16 protein-coding genes and 2 pseudogenes are annotated in these 19,176 nt (G+C 66.5%); 8 read left to right on the top strand and 10 right to left on the bottom strand.

Annotated features, from left to right (window positions below; translation table 11 throughout):
• The coding region (locus ACFU5V_RS39200; RefSeq protein WP_378706337.1) for a zeta toxin family protein at positions 1 to 842 on the top strand (842 nt) is incomplete at its 5' end.
• A 329-nt stretch (positions 843 to 1,171) separates the two neighbouring features.
• Here ACFU5V_RS39200 and ACFU5V_RS39195 read toward each other — a convergent pair.
• Entirely contained in the window at positions 1,172 to 1,786 is a 615-nt protein-coding gene (locus ACFU5V_RS39195) for a hypothetical protein (protein WP_378706335.1), read from the bottom strand.
• A gap of 449 nt (positions 1,787 to 2,235) precedes the next feature.
• Here ACFU5V_RS39195 and ACFU5V_RS39190 point away from each other — a divergent pair.
• Positions 2,236 to 2,554, top strand: a pseudogene (locus ACFU5V_RS39190) (hypothetical protein).
• Positions 2,555 to 2,670: 116 nt separating this feature from the next.
• On the opposite strand, the gene ACFU5V_RS39185 reads toward ACFU5V_RS39190, so the two are convergent.
• The 3 genes from ACFU5V_RS39185 to ACFU5V_RS39175 form a co-directional block, all read right to left on the bottom strand.
• A complete protein-coding gene (locus ACFU5V_RS39185) occupies positions 2,671 to 2,961 on the bottom strand; it encodes a DUF4193 domain-containing protein (protein ID WP_378706333.1) in 291 nt (96 codons plus the stop codon).
• 1,226 nt (positions 2,962 to 4,187) lie between these two features.
• Positions 4,188 to 5,528: a patatin-like phospholipase family protein gene (locus ACFU5V_RS39180; protein ID WP_378706331.1), complete on the bottom strand. Its 1,341-nt coding sequence runs from the start codon at positions 5,526 to 5,528 to the stop codon at positions 4,188 to 4,190.
• Positions 5,529 to 5,780: 252 nt separating this feature from the next.
• The gene (locus ACFU5V_RS39175) at positions 5,781 to 6,395 is read right to left on the bottom strand and encodes a TIGR03086 family metal-binding protein (protein ID WP_378706329.1); all 615 of its coding nucleotides are present in this window, start codon (positions 6,393 to 6,395) and stop codon (positions 5,781 to 5,783) included.
• Positions 6,396 to 7,719: 1,324 nt separating this feature from the next.
• Between ACFU5V_RS39175 and ACFU5V_RS39170 the strand changes: the two genes are divergently transcribed.
• The gene (locus tag ACFU5V_RS39170; protein ID WP_378706327.1) at positions 7,720 to 7,938 is read left to right on the top strand and encodes a histone-like nucleoid-structuring protein Lsr2; all 219 of its coding nucleotides are present in this window, start codon (positions 7,720 to 7,722) and stop codon (positions 7,936 to 7,938) included.
• Here the strand turns inward: ACFU5V_RS39170 and ACFU5V_RS39165 are convergent.
• Positions 7,875 to 8,102, bottom strand: coding sequence for a hypothetical protein (locus tag ACFU5V_RS39165; protein ID WP_378706325.1), 228 nt, complete (start codon positions 8,100 to 8,102; stop codon positions 7,875 to 7,877). The two genes, ACFU5V_RS39170 and ACFU5V_RS39165, sit on opposite strands and share 64 nt — an antisense overlap.
• Between ACFU5V_RS39165 and ACFU5V_RS39160 the strand changes: the two genes are divergently transcribed.
• A complete protein-coding gene (locus ACFU5V_RS39160; protein WP_378706323.1) occupies positions 8,071 to 9,291 on the top strand; it encodes a histone-like nucleoid-structuring protein Lsr2 in 1,221 nt (406 codons plus the stop codon). The two genes, ACFU5V_RS39165 and ACFU5V_RS39160, sit on opposite strands and share 32 nt — an antisense overlap.
• A gap of 474 nt (positions 9,292 to 9,765) precedes the next feature.
• On the opposite strand, the gene ACFU5V_RS39155 is transcribed toward ACFU5V_RS39160, so the two are convergent.
• The 4 genes and pseudogenes from ACFU5V_RS39155 to ACFU5V_RS39140 all read right to left on the bottom strand — a co-directional run bounded on the left by ACFU5V_RS39155 (position 9,766) and on the right by ACFU5V_RS39140 (position 12,941).
• Positions 9,766 to 10,401 (bottom strand): Tellurium resistance, encoded by a 636-nt coding sequence (locus tag ACFU5V_RS39155; RefSeq protein ID WP_378706346.1) that lies wholly within the window; start codon positions 10,399 to 10,401, stop codon positions 9,766 to 9,768.
• 99 nt (positions 10,402 to 10,500) lie between these two features.
• Positions 10,501 to 10,950 (bottom strand): annotated as a pseudogene (locus ACFU5V_RS39150) (TerD family protein); the annotation flags it as partial.
• A 155-nt stretch (positions 10,951 to 11,105) separates the two neighbouring features.
• Positions 11,106 to 12,245: a DUF475 domain-containing protein gene (locus ACFU5V_RS39145; protein WP_378706322.1), complete on the bottom strand. Its 1,140-nt coding sequence runs from the start codon at positions 12,243 to 12,245 to the stop codon at positions 11,106 to 11,108.
• Positions 12,246 to 12,365: 120 nt separating this feature from the next.
• Entirely contained in the window at positions 12,366 to 12,941 is a 576-nt protein-coding gene (locus tag ACFU5V_RS39140; protein ID WP_378706320.1) for a TerD family protein, read from the bottom strand.
• Between the two features lie 580 nt (positions 12,942 to 13,521).
• Here ACFU5V_RS39140 and ACFU5V_RS39135 point away from each other — a divergent pair.
• Entirely contained in the window at positions 13,522 to 13,722 is a 201-nt protein-coding gene (locus ACFU5V_RS39135; protein WP_378706318.1) for a hypothetical protein, read from the top strand.
• A 565-nt stretch (positions 13,723 to 14,287) separates the two neighbouring features.
• Here ACFU5V_RS39135 and ACFU5V_RS39130 read toward each other — a convergent pair.
• On the bottom strand, positions 14,288 to 14,887 hold the full coding sequence (locus tag ACFU5V_RS39130) for a hypothetical protein (protein ID WP_378706317.1): 600 nt from the start codon (positions 14,885 to 14,887) through the stop codon (positions 14,288 to 14,290).
• Between the two features lie 851 nt (positions 14,888 to 15,738).
• On the opposite strand from ACFU5V_RS39130, the gene ACFU5V_RS39125 reads away from it, so the two are divergent.
• From ACFU5V_RS39125 to ACFU5V_RS39115, 3 genes are all read left to right on the top strand, one after another.
• Positions 15,739 to 16,884, top strand: coding sequence for a PDZ domain-containing protein (locus ACFU5V_RS39125; RefSeq protein ID WP_378706315.1), 1,146 nt, complete (start codon positions 15,739 to 15,741; stop codon positions 16,882 to 16,884).
• A gap of 505 nt (positions 16,885 to 17,389) precedes the next feature.
• Positions 17,390 to 18,109, top strand: coding sequence for a DUF2510 domain-containing protein (locus ACFU5V_RS39120; protein WP_378706313.1), 720 nt, complete (start codon positions 17,390 to 17,392; stop codon positions 18,107 to 18,109).
• Complete coding sequence (locus tag ACFU5V_RS39115; protein ID WP_378706311.1) at positions 18,106 to 19,113, top strand: DUF2971 domain-containing protein; 1,008 nt, start codon at positions 18,106 to 18,108, stop codon at positions 19,111 to 19,113. The genes ACFU5V_RS39120 and ACFU5V_RS39115 overlap by 4 nt, the downstream gene beginning before the upstream one ends.
• Positions 19,114 to 19,176 lie beyond the last annotated feature (63 nt).

The following is a 19,176-nucleotide window of genomic DNA, read 5'->3' as shown; positions in this document are numbered from 1 at the left end:
CGTGGTGCCGGCCCGGTGGGATCCTCGACAAGGACGGCCCCTCCGCCTCGATCCACCTGTTCGAACCCGTGTCCCGTCGTCGAACGCGGGATGCGGTCGTCGACGCCTACCTGGCCGAGCAGACCGACGTCGGGATCGGCAGACAGTTCCTGGCTTTGGCAACCGCCGGCCCACCGGGGGTGGGGAAGTCATCGAGCATCGACCGTCGGCACCTCGCCGGGCAGGGGTGGCGGGTCCTCGACGCGGACACGATCAAGGACTACCTGCTCCGGGACGCGATCGAGCAGGGCGTCTACACCGACCTGCTGGCCATCGACCTGGCGGACGGGCACCGGCTGATGCCCCGCGAGCTCGCCACCCTGGTGCACACCGAGTCGACGACACTCCTCGACACCGTCACCGAGATCTGTCTGTCCCGCGGGGAGAACCTGGTCCTCGAGGGCACGTTCAGCTGGCCCGGCCTCGGCCCGCGGCTGCTGGCGGACCTCGCCTACGCGGACTATGAGAAGTTCACGATCCTCGATGTCGAAGCACCCCACCACATCACCCGTGCCCGCGCGCTGACCCGGTGGTGGCGGGGCCGGCAGGAAACACTCCGGGGCGGTGCCGGGTTCGGTGGCCGGTTCACCCCGGGGTTCGTCATCGACGCCCTCTACACCGACAGCTCCGAGGAGACGGTGTGCGCCCGGAACGCCCGGGCTGCGTTCGATCACCCACTGGCTGCGGAGATCCCGACCGTCGAGCTGCTCGTCGAGCACGCCGACGGCGGAGATGAGACGTGGGTGAAGGAGAACGGCGTCGTGGTCTACCCGCAGGTTCCCGCTGATCGTTCCGAGACCTGACCGCCCCGGTCGTGCCTTGTGCCGCACCCCTGGCGGGCCTTCCTGCGGACGGCACTTCCGAGGGTGGGATGCCACACTCATCGCTCGGGTGTCGGTCATGACTGGGCTCCGGTGCGCCGGTGGGCTGTCGCGGCCGACGACGGCACTCTGGTCTTCGTCGATGCTGGTGACATCGAACCCGCTCGACCGGACGAAAGCTGAGCCGCCGCCTCGTCGGGGTCTCGTCCAGGTGCTGCCTCCGGTGACCGCGCTGACACGGTGACCACCCCCAGGAGCGGCGGTCAGGTGCACCCGCCCCCGGGGTGGGGCTGCACGATGTGTTCTTGGGGCTATCCCGGTGGTGTGTCGAACTGTGTCCACTCTTGTGCCCAGCGCCGCAGCCGGTTTCGGTGGAACAGGAAGTGTGCGAGTGCGGCACATAGCAGGACGGCGCCAGCGGTGAGTGCCCAGAGCCCGCAGGCGGCGGTCACCGCGAGGGCGGTGTTTTCCCGGCTGTCGGGGATGGGGCCGGTGAGGTGGCCGTCGGCGTCGACGCTGATGGTGATGGTCTGGCCGGCTTTCGCGGGGGTGTCGGTGGGGACGGCTCCGGTGCGCTCTCCGTGGGGTGTGGTCCAGCGGGCGAGGGCGGTGTTCTGGGTGCCGACTGGTCGAATCGCGTACTCGGGAATGTCGGGGGCAGGGTAGGTGTCCTCGAGCAGGACAGCCGGTACCTGGTGCGCGCCGGCGCGCAGTGTCTGGGTTTGCTGTTCGAGCCGGGTATGGGTCGCGGTGCCGAAGGCGGCGGCGACGGGGATCAGCAGCAGAACCAGGACCGCGGCCAGCAAAACGAGGATGGCTTCGACGCGGTCGCTGGGACGCATCAGGTGGTTGCGGCTCCACGGGCGCAGCCGCCACCACCGGATCGGTGCAGCCACCGGTACCGGTGCCGGTTCCTCCCGACGCATGGTCACCTCCAACGCGATTGCGCTTCCCCTTTCCTTCGATTGTGCGACGGAATCCGACGCGACGTTTCTGACGCATTGCTCCGCGAGCGCAGGAAAGGCTCACCCGCGGTGTTTCAGCCGGAATGCTCGCGGCTGTAATCCTCGACTGGTTCGTGCATGATTTCCGGGGCTCGCGGTGCTGGCGCTGCGCGAGTTCGTCGAGTCTGTTGTTCAGTGGCAGTGGCAGTGGGCAGTGGCAGTCGGACTTACCGTTTGGGGCAGGCGCCGCTGATGCCGGGGCCTGCGCCAGGGACGGGCGGCCTGGTGCCTGCCCTCCGTGCAGGCTCGGCCCGTCTCGCGGCGTCGTTGCGGTGCGTGACGGTGTGTTCGCGCAGGTCGGGCCGCGTACCGAGCTGGGTGGTGCTTATGCTCGATCTCGGGAGTTTCGCCGAGGAAGAGGGTGCATCAACATGGCCCGATACAGCGGCAGCCGGCCGGTCGATGGCCCGGAGTTGACGGTCGGTGTCCGGGTGCTGGTCCGCAGGAGCGCCGGGGCCGATCTCACCGGTGAGGTGGTCGAGGATTACGCGGCGGTGACCGACCCGGGCGGGGGTGGGCACGCGTGGGCGCCGGTGCTATCGGTGGGCGGTCGCGCTCGACGACGGGCGACTGGTCTTTGCCGACACCGAAGACCTGACCATCGATCCGGGCTTTCACCGCTCCGCCCCGAATCCGAACCCGGGCCCGGGGTCGGCCGTGCGGGCACCCGGCCGGCACCGGGGAGAATAACGGCGGCAGATCGCGCCGCCCGCGGATGAAACCGCCCCCGAGATGTCGGGATGTCAGGTTCCCTGTGGTGAGAAGCCCGGAGGGATCCGAGGTACCGGCGGGCCCCGGGTGTTCGGTTAGGTGCAGTCCCGGCAGATCAGCTGCGCGGGGTCGGCGAGTCGGCTGCGGTGGTGGACCAGGAAGCAACTGGTACAGGTGAATTCGTCCGCCTGCTTCGGGAGGACGCGGACGGTCAGTTCCTCACCGGACAGGTCGGCGCCAGGTAGTTCGAACGATTCGGCGGTTTCGGAGTCTTCGACGTCCACGACGGGGGACTGGGTGTCTTTCCGGCTGGCGGTGAGCTGTTCGAGGGAGGTATCCGGCTCGTCGGATTCGGTGACTCTGGGGGCGTCGTAGTCGGTGGCCATGCCTGGTGCTTCCTCATTTTCTGGGTGTTCGGACCCGTCAGGTTAGAGGGTGCGTCGGCGCGCCACGCTTTCGGGGTGTGGCGTGCGGTGGCTAACCTCTTGGGGCGGTGAGGATCGTGAGGAGCCGGTTCGGCTCCATACGCCAGGTTTGCCTCTGGGGCGTCCCGACGGTGTCGGTTCTTTCATGCGGTCAGTGCCGTGTCGGTGCGCGCGCTCGCGAGCGTGCTCTGCCGTGACCCGGGACTCGTTCTGGCATGCAGCAACTTCTCGCTGATCACGAATCTCTCGTCACCGTGGTGATGGTTGTGGTCGTGGTAGCGCTCGCCGCCGCCGCGGTGTGGACGATCTTCCGTTGACCGACACGGTGCCGGATCGTATGTGCGCTACAGCGGATGCCGCACCGGATGGTGGTGGCACTACTGAGCATCAGTAGTGGTGGTGGGGAGCGTAGCCAAGCGCAGCCCCCGCCAACGATGGATATCAGCTGGCAGGGGCGCTACACGGTCATCCTGCACGTAGTGGTGTGCGGCGCAGTAGTGATTTTGGTGAGCCGCAGCGTGGAAATCCAGGGAATGTGATCCATGCCATCGCACTATTTTCGGTTTCCTCGCCGCCTTGTGATGAGGTGGCCTGACGTTCGCTGCGGGGCTTCCTCCCGGATGGACCGTTGCGCATCGGTCGGTGGGAGCGAAAGCGTTTCGCTTGCAGGGTGTTCCGATGTCGTGAGCCGACTTACTGTGGCCGAGCTGGCTCGCACCGAGGTTGTCTGGGCCCCGACTGTAGGGGCAGGACCGTTGTGGGAATGGTGACTTCGGTTCTTCCGCCGAGGCCGGGCAGCAGGTAGTGCCGGCTGGTGACCAGGTGCCGCGGCACGGGAATTCCCCGGCGCTCGGTGTCGAGGCGGATGCCGTCATTCGGCTCGGCATCGACAGGAACGGGCACTTCCCATCGCCCGGTCAAGTGGGTGCGGCCACCGATTTTCCTGGCCGATCAGTGATCCTCGCGCAAGGATCGCGCGCTCAATGGTCGTCGCGGACGGTACGCGCCACCCGTCGGCGTCGTGTGTCGGAGGGCGTTGACGCTGGTGCGGTTCAGGTGGGGGAGAGGATGGCGCTGTGGTCGGCGATGATGCGGGCGACGAGGTCGCGGCCGTGGCCGTGGCCGTGGCCGAGTGGCAGGCGTGTGGTGGCACGGTCGTCGGGCGGTGTGAGCAGATGACGATCCGATCAGGCGGTGTCGGTGGTCTCGGCGCCGATTCCTGCGCCGTGCGTCTGCAGTGCGGCGTGCACGGAGATCCGCTGGGGCGGGACGTGCTTCGGGGCTCCGGTGAGCCAGGGTGGTTGGTCTGCGCCTGCCAGGAGCAGGTGTGCGTCCCGTCGTCCCATACAGATTGCGGCGTTGATGAAGCCGCGGTCGAAGAGCAGGTAGCTGAGGAGGTCTCCGCGGCGGGCACCGTCGCCACCGAGCAGTCGTCCCAGGAGCAGCAGGTCCGGATTGCGAAGCATGTGCCATGCGCCGGTCGGCCACCGGTTCCGGTCGTCGAATGCCTCGGCGGCGAGGGCGCCGAGGCAACCGCGCGTCTCGGGGCCGAAGAACAGGTAGGGCACATCGACGTAGTGGTGGTGGTGTCGGTCGGTGCCGGTCCGGCGGCCATCGGCGACGAGTTCGTTGATCTTGCCGAGCGTGCGCAGATCCTCGACCATCCGATCGACCAGAGCGGCATCGAGCACCCGCACGACCATGTCGTCGACATCCGGTGGTCCCGGCTCCTCGCCGGTGTTCGGCACTGGGGGAGGGTAGACCGCTGGGTGGGTGGCGACGACGACCAACTTGTGCGCGCCCAGGGACAGCGCCGGTTTGAGTGGGGCGTTGAGCCGGATCCCACCGTCCGCGTACCAGCCTCGCGCATCGTTGGGGGTGGAGACCTCGACCGCGGGGAACAGTGCCGGAATCGCGGCGGAGGCGAGGACGTGCTCGGCGGTGACCCGCACATCGCGGTAGTCGATCGCGCGGTTGGCGTCCGGTGGCGGGAGCGGGTCGGCACCGTTCCTGTCGACGAAGACCACCGTCCGGTTGGTGGCGGCCGAGGTGGTCACCACCGCCAGCGACGTCCGGCGGTCGTCGAGGTTCGCTGCGAGCTGTCGCCAGTCGACCAATCGGTGGGCGGTCCGGGCCAGTGGTGCGGTGTCGACCAGACTCGTCAGGCGAATCCCCGGTATTCCGCAGAGCTGACCGGCCCAGCGTGCGATCGTGGCGGGTCCGCTGTACATCAGTGGCCGGAACACGTCGTCGATGTCCACGCTCCGCCAGACCGCGAGGGCGGCGGCGGCCTGCTCGTCGGCTGGCAGGTGGGCACCGGCGGCGAACAGCGTCGCATTGATCGCTCCGGCGCTGGTGCCGATGAACAGATCCGGTGTGATGTCGGCCGCGCGCAGGAATGGCACGACGACGGACAGAACGCCGGCCTCGTAGGCTCCGCGCGCTCCGGCACCGGCGACCACCACGGCGACCCGGGACGGATCAGGGCCTGGCCCTGGATTGAGGTCGTGCGGTTCGTGCGGCTCCATCGCCGATCCCCTTCATCCTGCTGATTCGTGTGCGGCGGTCTGTGCCCGTCGAGGGCGGTGCGGCGAGGCGCGGCACCGGACGGAGTGGGGCACCCGGCTGCCACTGCTGTGTCGGTCTGGCCGTCCGGGTCGGGGATGACCGCTGGGGCGTATTTAAACCGGACCCGTCCCGGCGGGCCGGCAACACCTTCCCCCTCAGCACAGCCGATCTCGCCGCGCGGCGGACTCTGTGCGCCACGGAAGTTGATTCTGTTAGGTGGCGCGGCCCAGGAAATTCAACAGCCGGGTCTGGGCGTCGGCGTTGTCTGTGGGCGCCACCTTGGCCCCGAAGGCGTGGGGGAGCCGGATCCGGTCGTCTTCTGCGACCAGAAAGGTTCGGGCCAGCTCGACTGCCTCGGGATCGAGGTGTTCGTCCTGCCCGGTAGCGCGCGCGAAATCCCAGGTATGAATCAGCGTGTCGGCGCACGCCATCCGCCGGACGAATTGCTCGAAAGGCAGGTTGCCGAACTCGGCACCCAATACCTGCTGGGCGGTCGCCTCCGACTTCAGGGCGGCCTGTACCGCGGCCGTTGCCTCCAGCCATGCGGCCACCACGTCCTCCCCGGCGGTGGGCACCCGGTAGTCGTCTCCGCTGAGCCCTGCGCAGGCCCGTCGGTGGTTGCCCACCACGTGGGCGGCGACGTCCCAGGCGGTCCAGCCTGGGCAGGGGGAGGCCGAATTCCAGCGGTCCTGCGGGCAGCCCAGGAGACGATCGGTGAAGTCCTGCGCCACGCGCGCGTACAGACTGGTGATGGGCGATCCCATTCCCACACCGTACGTCACCCGCACCTCATCGGATCTGTGCTGGTAGAGGGCAGTTCTGCGCATGTAGCGACCCACCTCGGTCGCCGCCTGAGTCTGAACCGGGAGATCTTCCGCCCCCGGCACGGGGGCTCCGGGGCCCGATGCCGAGCCGTGAGGATGTGCCCCGAGACCGTGTCGGCGCGGAAGGGAAGCAGGTGCGATGGGGGAGGGGGCTGACCGCGGTGCATCTCGGTCGGTCCGTCGGCGCGGTGGTTGCCGAGGCAATGCTGCGAAGCCGAGGCATCGCACCGGACCGGATCATCCGCACGCGGGCCGTGGGCCGACAGGTCGTTGACGGGACTGGTTGCTCGACGAGGATGTCGCGGTGGCGGCCGGGGGTGGCCGGCGGAGCATCATCGGGTTCGGCCGGGACACTCTGGCTGACGGAGGGCATGTGGGTGGGACTTTGCGCTGACCCGCCGAACCCGGGACCGACATTCTGGCCCACACGATCGTCGCGCCGGGGCTGCAGTACCTGTGCCGGCACGGACGCAAATGAACTCGCGCTCGTGCTGGTCGGCGGACGGACACCGTCGACGCTGGCGGTGGTGCGGTCGGCGCCGTTCGATGCCGGCGGATGGGCCGGCGAGAGGGTGCTCGCCGCGCTCGGTCACGATTGTCGATCCGGTAGTGGGATGACGCGGCGACGTACGGGGTGACGGCGGCTGGGAGTGAGCACTCGCGGTGTCTCGGCCGGGGCGCGCCCCACTGCCCCTCGCGAGGGGCACGCTGTCCCAGTGCTTGGTGTTCATCGCGGTGGTGTGTCGGGTTGTTTTCACTCGTGTGTACGGTGTCGCAGTCGGTTTCGGGTGCACCGTGTGCGTGCGGTGCGGAGGAGAAGGATGCCGGCGGTGGGTGACCACATTCCGAATGCGGCGGCCCCGGCCACGACGGTGTGTTCTCCGGGCTGCTGGGGATGTGGTGGCCGGCGCGCGGGGTTCGCGAGGTACGGTGCGGTGCCGCTGTGACCGGTGTCCGAGAGGCGCTGCACCGCCGGAATTTGCGGCCCGGTCTTCGGTGAGTAGGCGGTGGTGGGCCGTCAGGCGCACACCCTGCTCGGCACCGTGTACACCGAATCCGTCACTGTCGGCCACTTCAATTATGCAGCTGCCGAGGCAATTTCGGGATTACGGTGGAGAATGGTCCCTGTCGGGGTGGGTCGTGCTGGTCCTGCATGAGGCTCGGTGCGATGTGATTTTGGGCTCGAGGAGGATCGTGTGTGGTCTGCCCACATGGACAATGTCTTGAAGACGTTGAATTGTGAGTTCGGTGAGCTTCCTCATTTCCGGGACGAGCCTGCCGTTACTGTGTGCGTTCGACGATTGCCCTGAGGTAGAAGGAGAGCACGATGGCGGTATCACCGAGGATTTCCGAAGGTTCGGCGAAGGCGACGACCAAGGAGATCCGCGAGTGGGCGATCGGTGAGGGGCGCGAAGTGTCTCCCCGCGGCCGGATTTCGGCGGAGATCGTGCAAGCTTTCCATGACGCTCAGGCGACGAAGGCTCAGGCAAAAGCGGCGCCGGCGGCGGCCGCGAAGAAGATAGTCGCGGGGAAGGCTCCCGCGTAGAAAACGGCCGCGAAGGCGACAGGGCCGAAGAAGACGGCTGCGAAGAAGGCGGCTGCGAGGAAGTCGCCGGCGAAGACGGCTGGGGCGGAGTCGACGGTCGCGGAGAAGATTGTCGCCACGACGGTGCCGGTGGTGAGTACGGCTCCGGCGAAGGCGACGACCAAGGATATTCGCGAGTGGGCGATCGGTGAGGGGTGCGACGTGTCTCCCCGCGGCCGGATTTCGGCCGAGGTCGTGCAGGCGTTCCATGATGCTCAGGCGTCGAAGGTTCAGGCAAATGCGGTGCCGGCGAGGAAGGCGGTCGCGAAGAAGATAGTTGCGGGGAAGGCTCCCGCGAAGGAGGCGTCTGCGAGGAAGTCTCCGGCGAAGAAGTCGCCGGCGAAGACGACAGGGCCGAAGAAGACGGCTGCGAAGGAGGCGTCTGCGAGGAAGTCACCGGCGAAGAAGACGGCCGTGGAGAAGGTCGTCGAGAAGGAGGCTCCGGTGAAGGGAGCGGCGGCGGGTACGGCACCAGCGAAGACAACGGCCGCGAGGAAGTCGCCGGCGAAGACGGCAGGGGCGGAGTCGACGGTCGCGGAGAAGATTGTCGCCGCGAAGGTACCGGTGGTGAGTACGGCTCCGGCGAAGGCGACGACCAAGGACATTCGCGAGTGGGCGATCCGAGAGGGCCGCGAAGTGTCTCCCCGCGGCCGGATTTCGGCCGAGATCGAGCAAGCTTTCCATGACGCCCAGGTAATGAAGACTCAGGCAAAAACCGTGCCGGCGAAGAAGCCGGCCACGAAGAAGCCGGCCACGAAGAAGCCGGCAGCGGAGAAGGGGCCGGCGGGGAAGGCGGCTGGGGAGTCGACGGCCGTGGAGAAGGTTGTCGAGAAGGAGGCTCCGGTGAAGGTATCGGTGGCGGGCACGGTGCCGGCGAAGACAACGGTCGCGAGGAAGGCTTCGGCGAAGAAGGCGGCAGCGGAGAAGGAGCCGGCGGGGAAGGCGGCCGGGGAGACGACGGCCGTGGAGAAGGAGGCTCCGGTGAAGGTATCGGTGGCGGGCACGGTGCCGGCGAAGTCGACGGCTGCGAGGAAGGCTTCGGCGAAGAAGGCGGTCGCGAGGAAGGCTTCGGCGAAGAAGACAGCAGTGGGGAAGACAGCAGCGGGGAAGACGGCCGTGGAGAAGGTTGTCGAGAAGGAGGCTCCGGTGAAGGGAGCGGAGGCGGGCACGGTGCCGGCGAAGTCGACGGCCAGGGAGATTCGCGAGTGGGCGATCGGGGAGGGCCGTGAAGTGTCCTTCCGCGGTCGGATTTCGGCCGCAATCGTGCGTGCCTTCCATGACGCTGCGGCGAAGTTGCCGGTTGTGGGTGGCTGAACCGAGTGGTGTCCGCTGTTGAGCGTGACCGACCGACTCCGGGTTTCTGGGTTCTCTCAATCCGACGGACGTTCAGTGGGCGAACCCTTGCCTGTCTCTTCGGAGCCAGGCTCATCGACGGTGGGCGCGCCGGTGTCACAGCAATGAACGCGGGCGGACGGTCGGTGCGACTGGTACGGGAGGTTGCATTCACGAGCGCTGGTCGACGGTGTGCACCGAGGGGCCGATGGGAGTTCCGCTGGCACCTGCTGGGTGAATGTCGGTGCCGAGAACTGTCGGCCCGCACTATCGGTGGCCGAATCTGCCCGGGCGGTGTGGCGCTGTGTGGTCTTTCTTGCGGTCAGGCGAGGCCGATCAGCATCGGCTGAGTCGGTTGTCGATTCCCGGCACTCGCGCTGACGCCGCGACGTGGTCGCCCGATGTGGGAGGGCCTGTCCCGAGGTGACCGCTCTCGGTCGGGTTCCTGGAGCGGCGTTATTTGCGGCCGGCGGTCCATTTCAGGCCCCAGCGGTAGGCTTTGGAGATGTCGGATTGGGTTCCGTTGATGTACCGCACTTCTCGTGTGACGGTGAGTTCGTTGCGTTCGTTTTTCAGCAGGGCGATGGCGCAGGATCGGGCGCGGTTGTCGGGGGAGTCGAGGCGCACTTCCACTTCGGGGCCGTGGGGTGGGTACAGGGTGACGACGCCGTCGGCGGCGGACCAGTTCGGGGTGCCGTCGTAGATGTAGGCGAAGATGAGGATGCGTTTGAAGTCGGCGAGGTGGGCGAGGTTGATGTGGAGGTTCTCGCCGCCGGCGTTGGTGCCGGAGCGGTCGTCGCCGTCGAGGGCGATGTAGGGCGGGTAGTGCAGGTCGCCGAATGCGTTGCCGAGTGCTTGGACGACACCCTTGGATCCGTCGTGGAGTTGGTACAGGCATGCGAGGTCGAGGTCGATCGCGCCGTTACCGAGGAAGCCGCGCCGACCGCGGGTCCAGTTGAGGTTGACCCGCATGGTGCCGGTGTCGCCGCCCTTGGCGAGGGACACGGTGGGGGCGGCCTTGGTGAGGGTGATTTTGCTGAGCTGGACCCGCGGCTGGGGTACCGGAGGCGGGGTGGGCGCCGGGGGCGCAATGACGGGCGCGGGTGGCTGGATCGGGGGAGCGGGAGGGTAGGTGGGGGCCGGCGGGTGGGTGGGGGCGTCGTCGACGACGACACCGTGTTCGGTGACGAGGGCTTTGAGGCCGCTGTCCCAGCCGGCGGAGACGTTCCGGATCTTCCATTGTTCACCGCGCCGGTAGATTTCGGCGAGGACGGCGGCCCGTTCGGTGGTCAACCCGAGGGCGGGTGCGGAGACCGGGCCCAGTGTGACGCCGAGGCCGGGGATGGTGGCGAGGCTGCCGGGTGCGGAGTCGTCCATGCTGACGGCCAGGCGCAGCCTGTCGATGCTGTGGGGCACTTTGGTGACGTCGACGGCGACGGTGCTGGGGCCGGTGAGCCGGACCGCTCCCTCGGGGGAGGCGGGTTGGTTGAAGAAGACGAAGTCGCTGTCGCTGCGTACGTTCCCGGTGGTGGTGACCTGGAAGACCATGAGGTCGACGGTCCCGGGGGTGACGCCGGCGACGGTGACGGTCAGCTGCGGTGAGGTCAGTGGGGTGTTCTGGCCGCGGACAAGCGACGTCATGAGTCTCTCCTGCGTGGTGCGTCGGATGAAAGGTGCTGCTCGCCAGGCTTGGCCGGCACCGGGGGCGCTCGTGTTCGGGGGGTGCACCCTGCCGCGGCGTGGCGCGGCGGGGTCCACGGTGAGATCGGTCGGATCCGGTCGCGGGGTGAGGCGCGTCAGCCGACGCTGGCCTTCTCTGGTTCGTCGTCCCGCTCGCCGGTTGCCTCGACCGGTTCGGGGGTGCGGCGGTTGCGGATGATGCTGGTGATGAACGCGGCGCCGATGAGGGCGACACCGACGAGGCCGGTGATGTTCTCGTTGACGTGCACGCCGATCGAGACCAGCAGGATGAACGCGAGCGCGCCGATCGCCCAGTGGGCGCCGTGCTCGAGGTACACGTAGTCCGAGAGGGTGCCCTTGCGGACGAGGAACACGGTGATGGAGCGGACGAACATCGCGCCGACGAAGCCGAGGCCGAGGGCGATGATGATCGGGTCGGAGGTGATCGCGAAGGCGCCGATCACGCCGTCGAAGGAGAACGACGCGTCGAGGACCTCGAGGTATAGGAACAGGAAGAATCCGGCCTTGCCGGTGGCCTTGGCCAGCGCGGTCGGCCCGCCCGAGGTGGTAGTCCCGGCGTCCTCGTCGCCTTCCTCGGGGGTGTTGAACAGTTCCCCGAGTCCGTTGACGGCGATGTAGGTGACCATGCCGAGGACGCCGGAGATCATGACGGTGGAGACGGTGTCCTCGGGGGCGATGTAGGCGGCGGTGAGCAACAGCAGGGCGCCGGCGACGACGACCTCGAGTTGGTCGAGCTTGCCGATGCGGGCGAGGGGCTTCTCCAGCCAGGACAGCCAGGTGATCTCGCGCTCTTCGAAGATGAAGCCGAGGAAGAGCATGAGCAGGAACATGCCGCCGAACGCGGCGATCTGCGGGTGCGCGTCGGTGAGCAGGGTCTCGTAGCTGGGGCTGCCGTCGGGGAAGTGGGAGGCGCCGTCGGCGGGCGGGTTGAGGGCCAGGTCGAGTGCGGCGACGGGGCCGAGGCCGGAGGCCAGCCAGACGATGACGAGGGGGAAGATCAGGCGCATGCCGAAGACGGCGATGACGATGCCGACGGTGAGGAAGATCTTCTGCCAGAATTCGCTCATCCGGCGCAGGACGGTGGCGTTGATGACGGCGTTGTCGAACGAGAGCGACACCTCGAGGATCGACAGGATCACGACGAGCATGACGGCCTGGGGTCCGCCGTAGATGGCGGCGATGATCAGCGAGACGATCGTGACCGCGAAGGACCAGCCGAATATTCGCAGAACCACGGAGCGTGGCCTTTCTCTAGTGGGCATACAGGGTGGCTACTGCAGGACATACGAACCGAACACCGGGGAGGGCCCGGATATATGTGCGCGAGCCCTCCCCGAAAAATCCTTTGAGACGGGTCAGATGTTGACGCCGTAGTCGCGGGCGATACCGGCCAGCCCGGACGCGTAGCCCTGGCCGATGGCACGGAACTTCCACTCCCCGTTGTGCCGGTACAGCTCCCCGAAGGTCATGGCGGTCTCGGTGGAGGCGTCCTCGGTGAGGTCGTAGCGGACCAGTTCGCTACCGGTGGCCCGGTCGACGACCCGAATGAACGCGTTGGTGACCTGCCCGAAGCTCTGGCCACGCTGGTGCGCGTCGTGGATGGAGACCGGGAAGAAGATGTTGGTGATATTCGGCGGCACCGCCTTGAGGTCGACGTTGATCACCTCGTCGTCGCCATCGCCTTCACCGGTGAGGTTGTCGCCTTCGTGCTGGATCGACCCGTCCGGGGAGCGCAGGTTGTTGTAGAAGACGAAGTGCTGATCCGACAGGACCTTCTTGTTCTCGCCGGTGGCCAGAGCGCTGGCGTCCAGGTCGAATTCGTGGCCGGTGGTCGAGCGCGCGTCCCAGCCGAGACCCACCGCGACTGCGGTCAGGTTCGGGGCCTGCTTGTCGAGGGAAACGTTGCCGCCTTTGGCAAGGGTGACGCCCATGGAGGTCCTTTCACACAGGGGATAGGGGCGTGCCAACAGATGTTTGCCACCCCCGCAGATGTTCGAGCATGCTCACCATAGATCGTGACGATCCCGGCGTGCTAGACAAGGTCGACTATTGGCTGGTGAGCCATTCCTACCAACGCGTGATCTGTTGCCGGACAGACCTAGATGTGGCGGTAGGTGTGTCAACCAGTATCAGCTCGGCGCTATTGGAGCTCACTTTCCTGCCGGCAGAGTGTGCGAATGACTGGCTGTTTGCTCGTGGCGGTCCCCGAGCAGGTCAGTGACCTCGTTCAAGCAGGGCGGCGGCAACCCAGTGTGGAGTGCATCGTCGCGTAGGGCACGCCGCGGTGTGGATCCGGCAGGGATCGTGTCATTCGATTGAATGACACTGAGCTGCAGGGCCACTGACGCATCATCGTTGCCTGGGCGCCTCGGGGGCGATGTTGGGCCGATCGGTGATACTGAGCCTTCGGTGTCAGTGGGAAGGGGCGGTCATGTCCACGAGTGATGTTGATTTGGTCGGCGTGCTGGAGTGGCCGGGTCGGTGGCGTTGGCGGCGATGCAGGTGTCGTTGATGCAGTCGGATCTTGACGTGACGAAGTCCGACAAGTCCGTGGCCGTCAAACACGCGGTGCTCGATGATGCCGTCGCGGGCTTCCGTGAGGTGGCGTCCGAGGATCGGCTGGACCGTCCGGACTGGCTGGCATCACTGTTGGTGGACATGGACAGCCAAAGGCGGCCGCCATTGCCGCCCAAGGCCGGCGCCTTCCCCTAGCTCTTTGGCTCGCGCGAGCGGTCGTTGCTGGTGCTGGTCGACCTCATCTTTTTGGGGGAGGCGGATCGGTTCACAGCAGATGATGTGGTCGCGGTGACGTTCCTGTCGGCGGGAGGTTCCGCCGAGGGCTGCGTGCCCGATCCTGGACACGGAGGCGGAGGCGCTGAACGCCCTTCTGACGGTGGTGGGCCCGTTCCGGATCTGGTTTCGACGAACCGGACCTGCTTGTCCCGGGGTGGCACGCCTGGGACCTGGAACCCCTCTGAGCACTCCGGGATCGGCTGGACGAAGGCAACGAAGTTGATCGCCCGCAAACGCCCGCGGCTGTACCTGATCTGGAGTGCGTCCAGCAGGACGCGAGAGGAGTGGCTATGAGTTCGAGGTAGTCGATTTTGTCGTGTTCGTGAGCTTCGTCGTCGCGTGCCGGTGGAAGCCCGGTCCGGGTAGCTACCAGTGGGGCCCGGTAACTGACTGGCGGCTCGGTCCGGTTGCTGTTGATTCGGGAGGAGGACGGTCATCCTGGAGGAGATCTCTGCGCTCAGCGTCTTCGATGTGATTTCCCAGTTCAGGGCAGCAACGTCACTCCGAAGAGCAGGTCGAGCCATACTGCGATCGCGACCAGGCCGCCGAACGCGATCGCGACGATGAAGAATGGCGTTGTCGCGCGATCGGCCCAGTCGACAGGTGCGTCGTCGATCGACGATTGTGAAGCCTCGATGTCTGTTCCGGGTATGGCTGCGGGGGAGGCAACGAGATCGGCGACGATGCTCGCAACCACGAGGAGGACGGTGCCGACGAGGGTCATCCACAGTCCCCACCCGATCGAGACGATTCCGTTCTGTTGATCTTCGGCGGGAATGAGGCTGGAGGCTTTGGCCAGGGCGACCACGGTGGTGAGGAGGCAAATGATGCCTATCACGGCGGCTGTGACCAGCGGCCAGCGGCTCGGGGTGGCGGCCTTGATCAGCAGCACCACGGCAGCGAGTCCGCCCATGGCCAATGTGTATTTCCCGATGGACTGTGTCCCGGGCACGGAGAGGAATGCTGCTGCGGTGAACCACGGCGCGACGCTGCCGACGATGATCACCACGCTCGCGAGCCACGCAACGATGTACCCCGCAACGTTGACCGACCCCAATGCCGAACTTCTCGCGTGCACGACCATCGCACCGTCCCTTTCCCGTGACCATCGACACGGTGGTCGAGCCGGCGGCTCGGCGTCCTTGTCCCGCAGGATCATATGCGAGACATACCTGCGCGGGATCGAACGACGGCGAAGTGGATGAAGCGGCGGCCTCCGCGGGGGTGGTGACTGCAAAGGTTTGACGGGCCGGAACCAGCCACCGGCCGCCGGCGGATTTGCTCGACATCTCCCGCCCGACCCTGATGAAACCGAGCCGAGCCGGTGAGCTCCGAGCACACACAAGGTAGGCACCGACACCTGGCCGAAGAGCGGCGACGCGCTCGACGGAAAGGTTGCGGGCACGGCAGCGGGCGGCCTTCGACGATTTTCGCGGCTTCGAGGACGTCGACCAGATGACCTACCGGACATCGCATTGCGCCGCGACAGACCCCGGGCCCTTGTCCTCGTAGGGTGAGGGTAGGGTTGCGAGCGGATGCGAACGTCCTCTATTCGTGGACGTGCGGGATAGGTTGTGCCTGAACGGGTTCCGGCCGGTCCGCCACTGTTTCGCCGGGGCTGGACTGCGCGGGCCAGCTGCACGCCGCCGCGACCCACGCCGCCGTCGAGAAGGTGGTGAGCAACGACGCGGAGCGCCGTTTCCGCTCCCTGCGCTGCACGAACATGGGGCGACAGTGGATGATGCGGTGGTGAAATTGTGGGTACTCGCAACCATCGCGGGCATCGTGCTGTCCATGACAGCCTGCTCGGTCTCGGCGTCCGAGGGCTTGGCCACGACGGCACAACCGTCCGTGCTGTCGTCGCCTCCGTCCGAGCCGGACTATTCGTCGGTCCTGCACCCGAACTACCGGGTCGTGACGACGAGTGCTCTCGACTTGGGCGGCGGCCCCACTCCTGATCGGATTGTCGTCTCTGCCGGTCCGGGTCTGGACGCGGGCAAACCGGTCGATGGTGGGACGCAGGACGTTCAGATCCTGTCCTACGATGCGATCGCTGAGCGGTGGAACGTCACGTTCGATGCCGCGAACACGATGACCGCGGCCGGGTCCCTTGACGCGGTGCCGCTGCTTCCTCAAACCAATCGTCTGGCCTCGGTGACCGTGAAGGGGTTTCGTGCCGATCAGGACAAGCCGGCCTACCTGCTGATCACCGGTGTCGACAGCACCGCGAATCATCCGCTGACCCTGACCGGGATCGTCTCTCTCAGCGACGGCGTCGCGAAATTGGCCTACCGCAGCAACCAAGACATGAATGCAACTGTACAGGTGGAAAGCCCGGACGTCGGTCCTCAGACACTCACCGTTACCAGCGACTACTTTCCGCCGTGGGCTCCGGCATGCTGTCCGCTGCGCAAGTACACCCGAACCATCGGAGCACGAGACGACGGCGGTCCCCTCATCGATCTTAGTGATGATCGACCATGGCTCGGAGTGTGGTTGGGCCAACCTTCCGAGGGAGACGGGCCCACCGGCAGTGGAGTCGTGGTGAGCACGATCCCCGGATCACCCGCGTCCGCCGTGCTGCAGCCGGGCGATTTGATTCTCGGCGTGAAGGGCGCCGCCATACCTGTCGGCAAACCCATCTACGCATTCGACGAAGTCGGATCTCACCACACCGGGGACTCCGTCACGCTCCGCATCAGCCGACACGGACAGGACAGCACCGTCGAGGTCACCTTGGGTTCGTTGGCCGACCCGCACGCTGCACAACCGTCCGCACCGATCGAAGGCTTCATCGGGATACAAGTCCAACCGGCAGCGGGAAGCACGCCGGGCCTCGAGGTCGCCGACGTCTCGGCCGGAGGACCTGCGGCACGGGCGGGGATGCAAGAGGGGCAGATTGTGACCGCAGCCGACGATGTGCCGGTACGCACCTTCACCGACCTACTCGTCGCGCTCACGAACAAGGCGGGTCATTCACTCACCTTGACCGTGGTCATCCCCTCCACCCATGGGTCGTCCTCCCTCACGGTTTCCCCGCAGACCGCCCCGTCGGGACGCCTCGCGAGTCAAACCATCTGACGAATCCGGAACCGATGGCCGACCGCTTGCAACTCGGCCGCAACCTCAGATCGAAGGTCCAGCACGACGAGATCCACGAGGACCTGGACCTGGGCGATCGCCGAGATTATCCAACTCAGTTTGTGCAGTGCGCGTACGTCCGCGTCTTCCTCCCATGCCCGCATGAGATTGCGGGTCGCCTTCGAATCGATGGCTCACGCTGAGCGGTGTCGGATCTGCGACGAACGTCGCGGTGTTTGTTGCTGCAGCCAACGGCCAGCAGGGCCGCTGCGGCATGCGAAGCAGAGTGGATTTACGCAATTTCCGAAAGGCGCTGGCGTATAGTGTCATTCGAACGATATACATGCCACGCACGAGGACGGCCGCCGGATGGTTCTCGGCGGTGGGGGTGTAACAATCCTTTGAGAATCCGCGACCCCGTATCCGTCCCGCCCTCCGAAATCTGAAGGCCGAGCGAACCGGAGGAAGGGGCGGCGGCCGCTGCACATATCGAGGAGACCGCGACGTGACCGCTCCAACACCCCCGCCCGGATGGCACCAGGACCCCGCAGACGCGAACCTGCTGCGCTACTGGGACGGAACACAGTGGACCGAGCAGACCCAACCGAAGCCGTCCCAGACGCTCCCCCCACGAAAGAAGGGCGGCGTGGGAAAGGTCCTACTGATTCTCGCGGCGGTGCTGGTAGTCATGGGGATTCTCGGTGCGATCTTCGGCGGAGGGGACAGGAAGGACGACAAGCCGGCAGCCGCGGCGGCGACGACCGCCACAACGACACAGGCCACCACGACACGGCCGACAACGACATCGGCGGCACCGTCGTCGACCACTCCACCGGCCGCGGCCGCACCGACCACGACGCAGGCCCCGGCCCCGACGCCGCGACCTGCTGCTCCCGCGTCCGACCCGCGCTGTGCCCCGGCGAACGAAACGCTCGTGGCCCTCGTCGAGTCAGGGTTCTCCGCGTCCGGCCTTTCGCTCATCAACGGCACAGTGATCGACTCCGGCCCATACACGTTCCTCGGCGGCACCACCGTCGACACGACCGGCAAGATGAAGAACCGCTCCGATGTCTGGGTGATCTCGAACGGCGCCGTCTACTCCTCGACCGGCGGCGCCCGCAACAGCACCACCTGGCCAAAGGCCAGCGCCGCCCCGCTGAACATCTCACCGGGAGACGAGATCGTCCAGGCTCTCGACACCTGCGTCGTCAACCTGACGCGGTGAGCGGAGCCATGGCATCGGAGAATAACCCCACCAAACTGCCTGACACCTTGTGGCACTACACGACCGCCGCGGGCCTCCTCGGAATCCTGGGTAATGAAGTGACGCCCCCGCCGGACAACGACGCCGGGGATGTCACGATCACGTCGTCTGACGGGTTCACCGTATCGGGATCTGAATTCCAGGCGGTGTTCCGGGCCACTGCGATCGAGTACCTCAACGACCATCAGGAACTCATCCACGGGTTGCAGTTCCTCAAGCAAGTCATCGTGGACTACGCCAAGATTTTGGAAGCAATCAACTACGGGCCGACCGACCGGCACGAGATCGCCAACCCTGCGGACAAGGCGAAGTTTTTCCGCGCCCTCTGTGACTGCATCGACCAGATTGCTGCCCGAGACTATGAGCACCACATTCACTGCTACACGACCTCGTTCTCGTCGAAGCCGGACGTGCTCAGCCAGTGGCGCGGCTACGGCGGCGGAACCAGCGGATTCGCCATCGGCGTGGACTCATCGAAGCTTCCGACGCTTCCGAAGCGCCGCACTGAAGGGTCCTTCTTTCATCGACAGCCCTTCCTCGCACCCGTTCACTACGGGCATGACAAAGTGCCGACCGAGGTGACTTCGGAACTCACGAACTGGCTGCACCACTGGGTTTACTCGAAGACCCAGGCGACAGAGCCGACCGACGGGATGTTGAACCAGTGCGTTCGGTGGATGTCAGGGCTGGCGTCGCGGATCAAGCATCCGGGGTTCTCCGAGGAGAAGGAATGGCGCTACATCGACCTGAATTACTACGGCGGCCACGCGTATCGAGACGGCGGAACCAGGCTCATTCCCTACACGGCAACGTTGACGCTGCCGGCCGAAGCAATCGTCGAGGTCAAGGTTGGCCCCGGACCGAATCAACATGAGAACTATCTGGCGGCGAAGGGTGCCTTGTACCGCTTCGGGTACGTCGCTGCGGCTGAGAACCTCACCAAGTCCGAGACCCCTTATCGATAGCCTGGCGCTGGGCGTGTGCTACTGGCCGGTAGGTCGCTCGGCTCGATGCGCGGCGGTATTGGA

This window comes from Rhodococcus sp. NPDC057529 (assembly GCF_042802055.1).
In the GTDB taxonomy this organism is placed as follows: domain Bacteria; phylum Actinomycetota; class Actinomycetes; order Mycobacteriales; family Mycobacteriaceae; genus Rhodococcus_F.
This window is presented reverse-complemented; position numbering and strand designations above follow the sequence as displayed.

What these genes read in the sequence shown, in the direction of transcription:
- ACFU5V_RS39195 (WP_378706335.1), bottom strand. Translation starts at nt 1,786, where the DNA reads ATGCGTCGGGAGGAACCGGCACCGGTACCGGTGGCTGCACCGATCCGG.
- ACFU5V_RS39185 (WP_378706333.1), bottom strand. Translation starts at nt 2,961, where the DNA reads ATGGCCACCGACTACGACGCCCCCAGAGTCACCGAATCCGACGAGCCG.
- ACFU5V_RS39180 (WP_378706331.1), bottom strand. Translation starts at nt 5,528, where the DNA reads ATGGAGCCGCACGAACCGCACGACCTCAATCCAGGGCCAGGCCCTGAT.
- ACFU5V_RS39175 (WP_378706329.1), bottom strand. Translation starts at nt 6,395, where the DNA reads ATGCGCAGAACTGCCCTCTACCAGCACAGATCCGATGAGGTGCGGGTG.
- ACFU5V_RS39170 (WP_378706327.1), top strand. Translation starts at nt 7,720, where the DNA reads ATGGCGGTATCACCGAGGATTTCCGAAGGTTCGGCGAAGGCGACGACC.
- ACFU5V_RS39140 (WP_378706320.1), bottom strand. Translation starts at nt 12,941, where the DNA reads ATGGGCGTCACCCTTGCCAAAGGCGGCAACGTTTCCCTCGACAAGCAG.
- ACFU5V_RS39135 (WP_378706318.1), top strand. Translation starts at nt 13,522, where the DNA reads ATGCAGTCGGATCTTGACGTGACGAAGTCCGACAAGTCCGTGGCCGTC.
- ACFU5V_RS39130 (WP_378706317.1), bottom strand. Translation starts at nt 14,887, where the DNA reads ATGGTCGTGCACGCGAGAAGTTCGGCATTGGGGTCGGTCAACGTTGCG.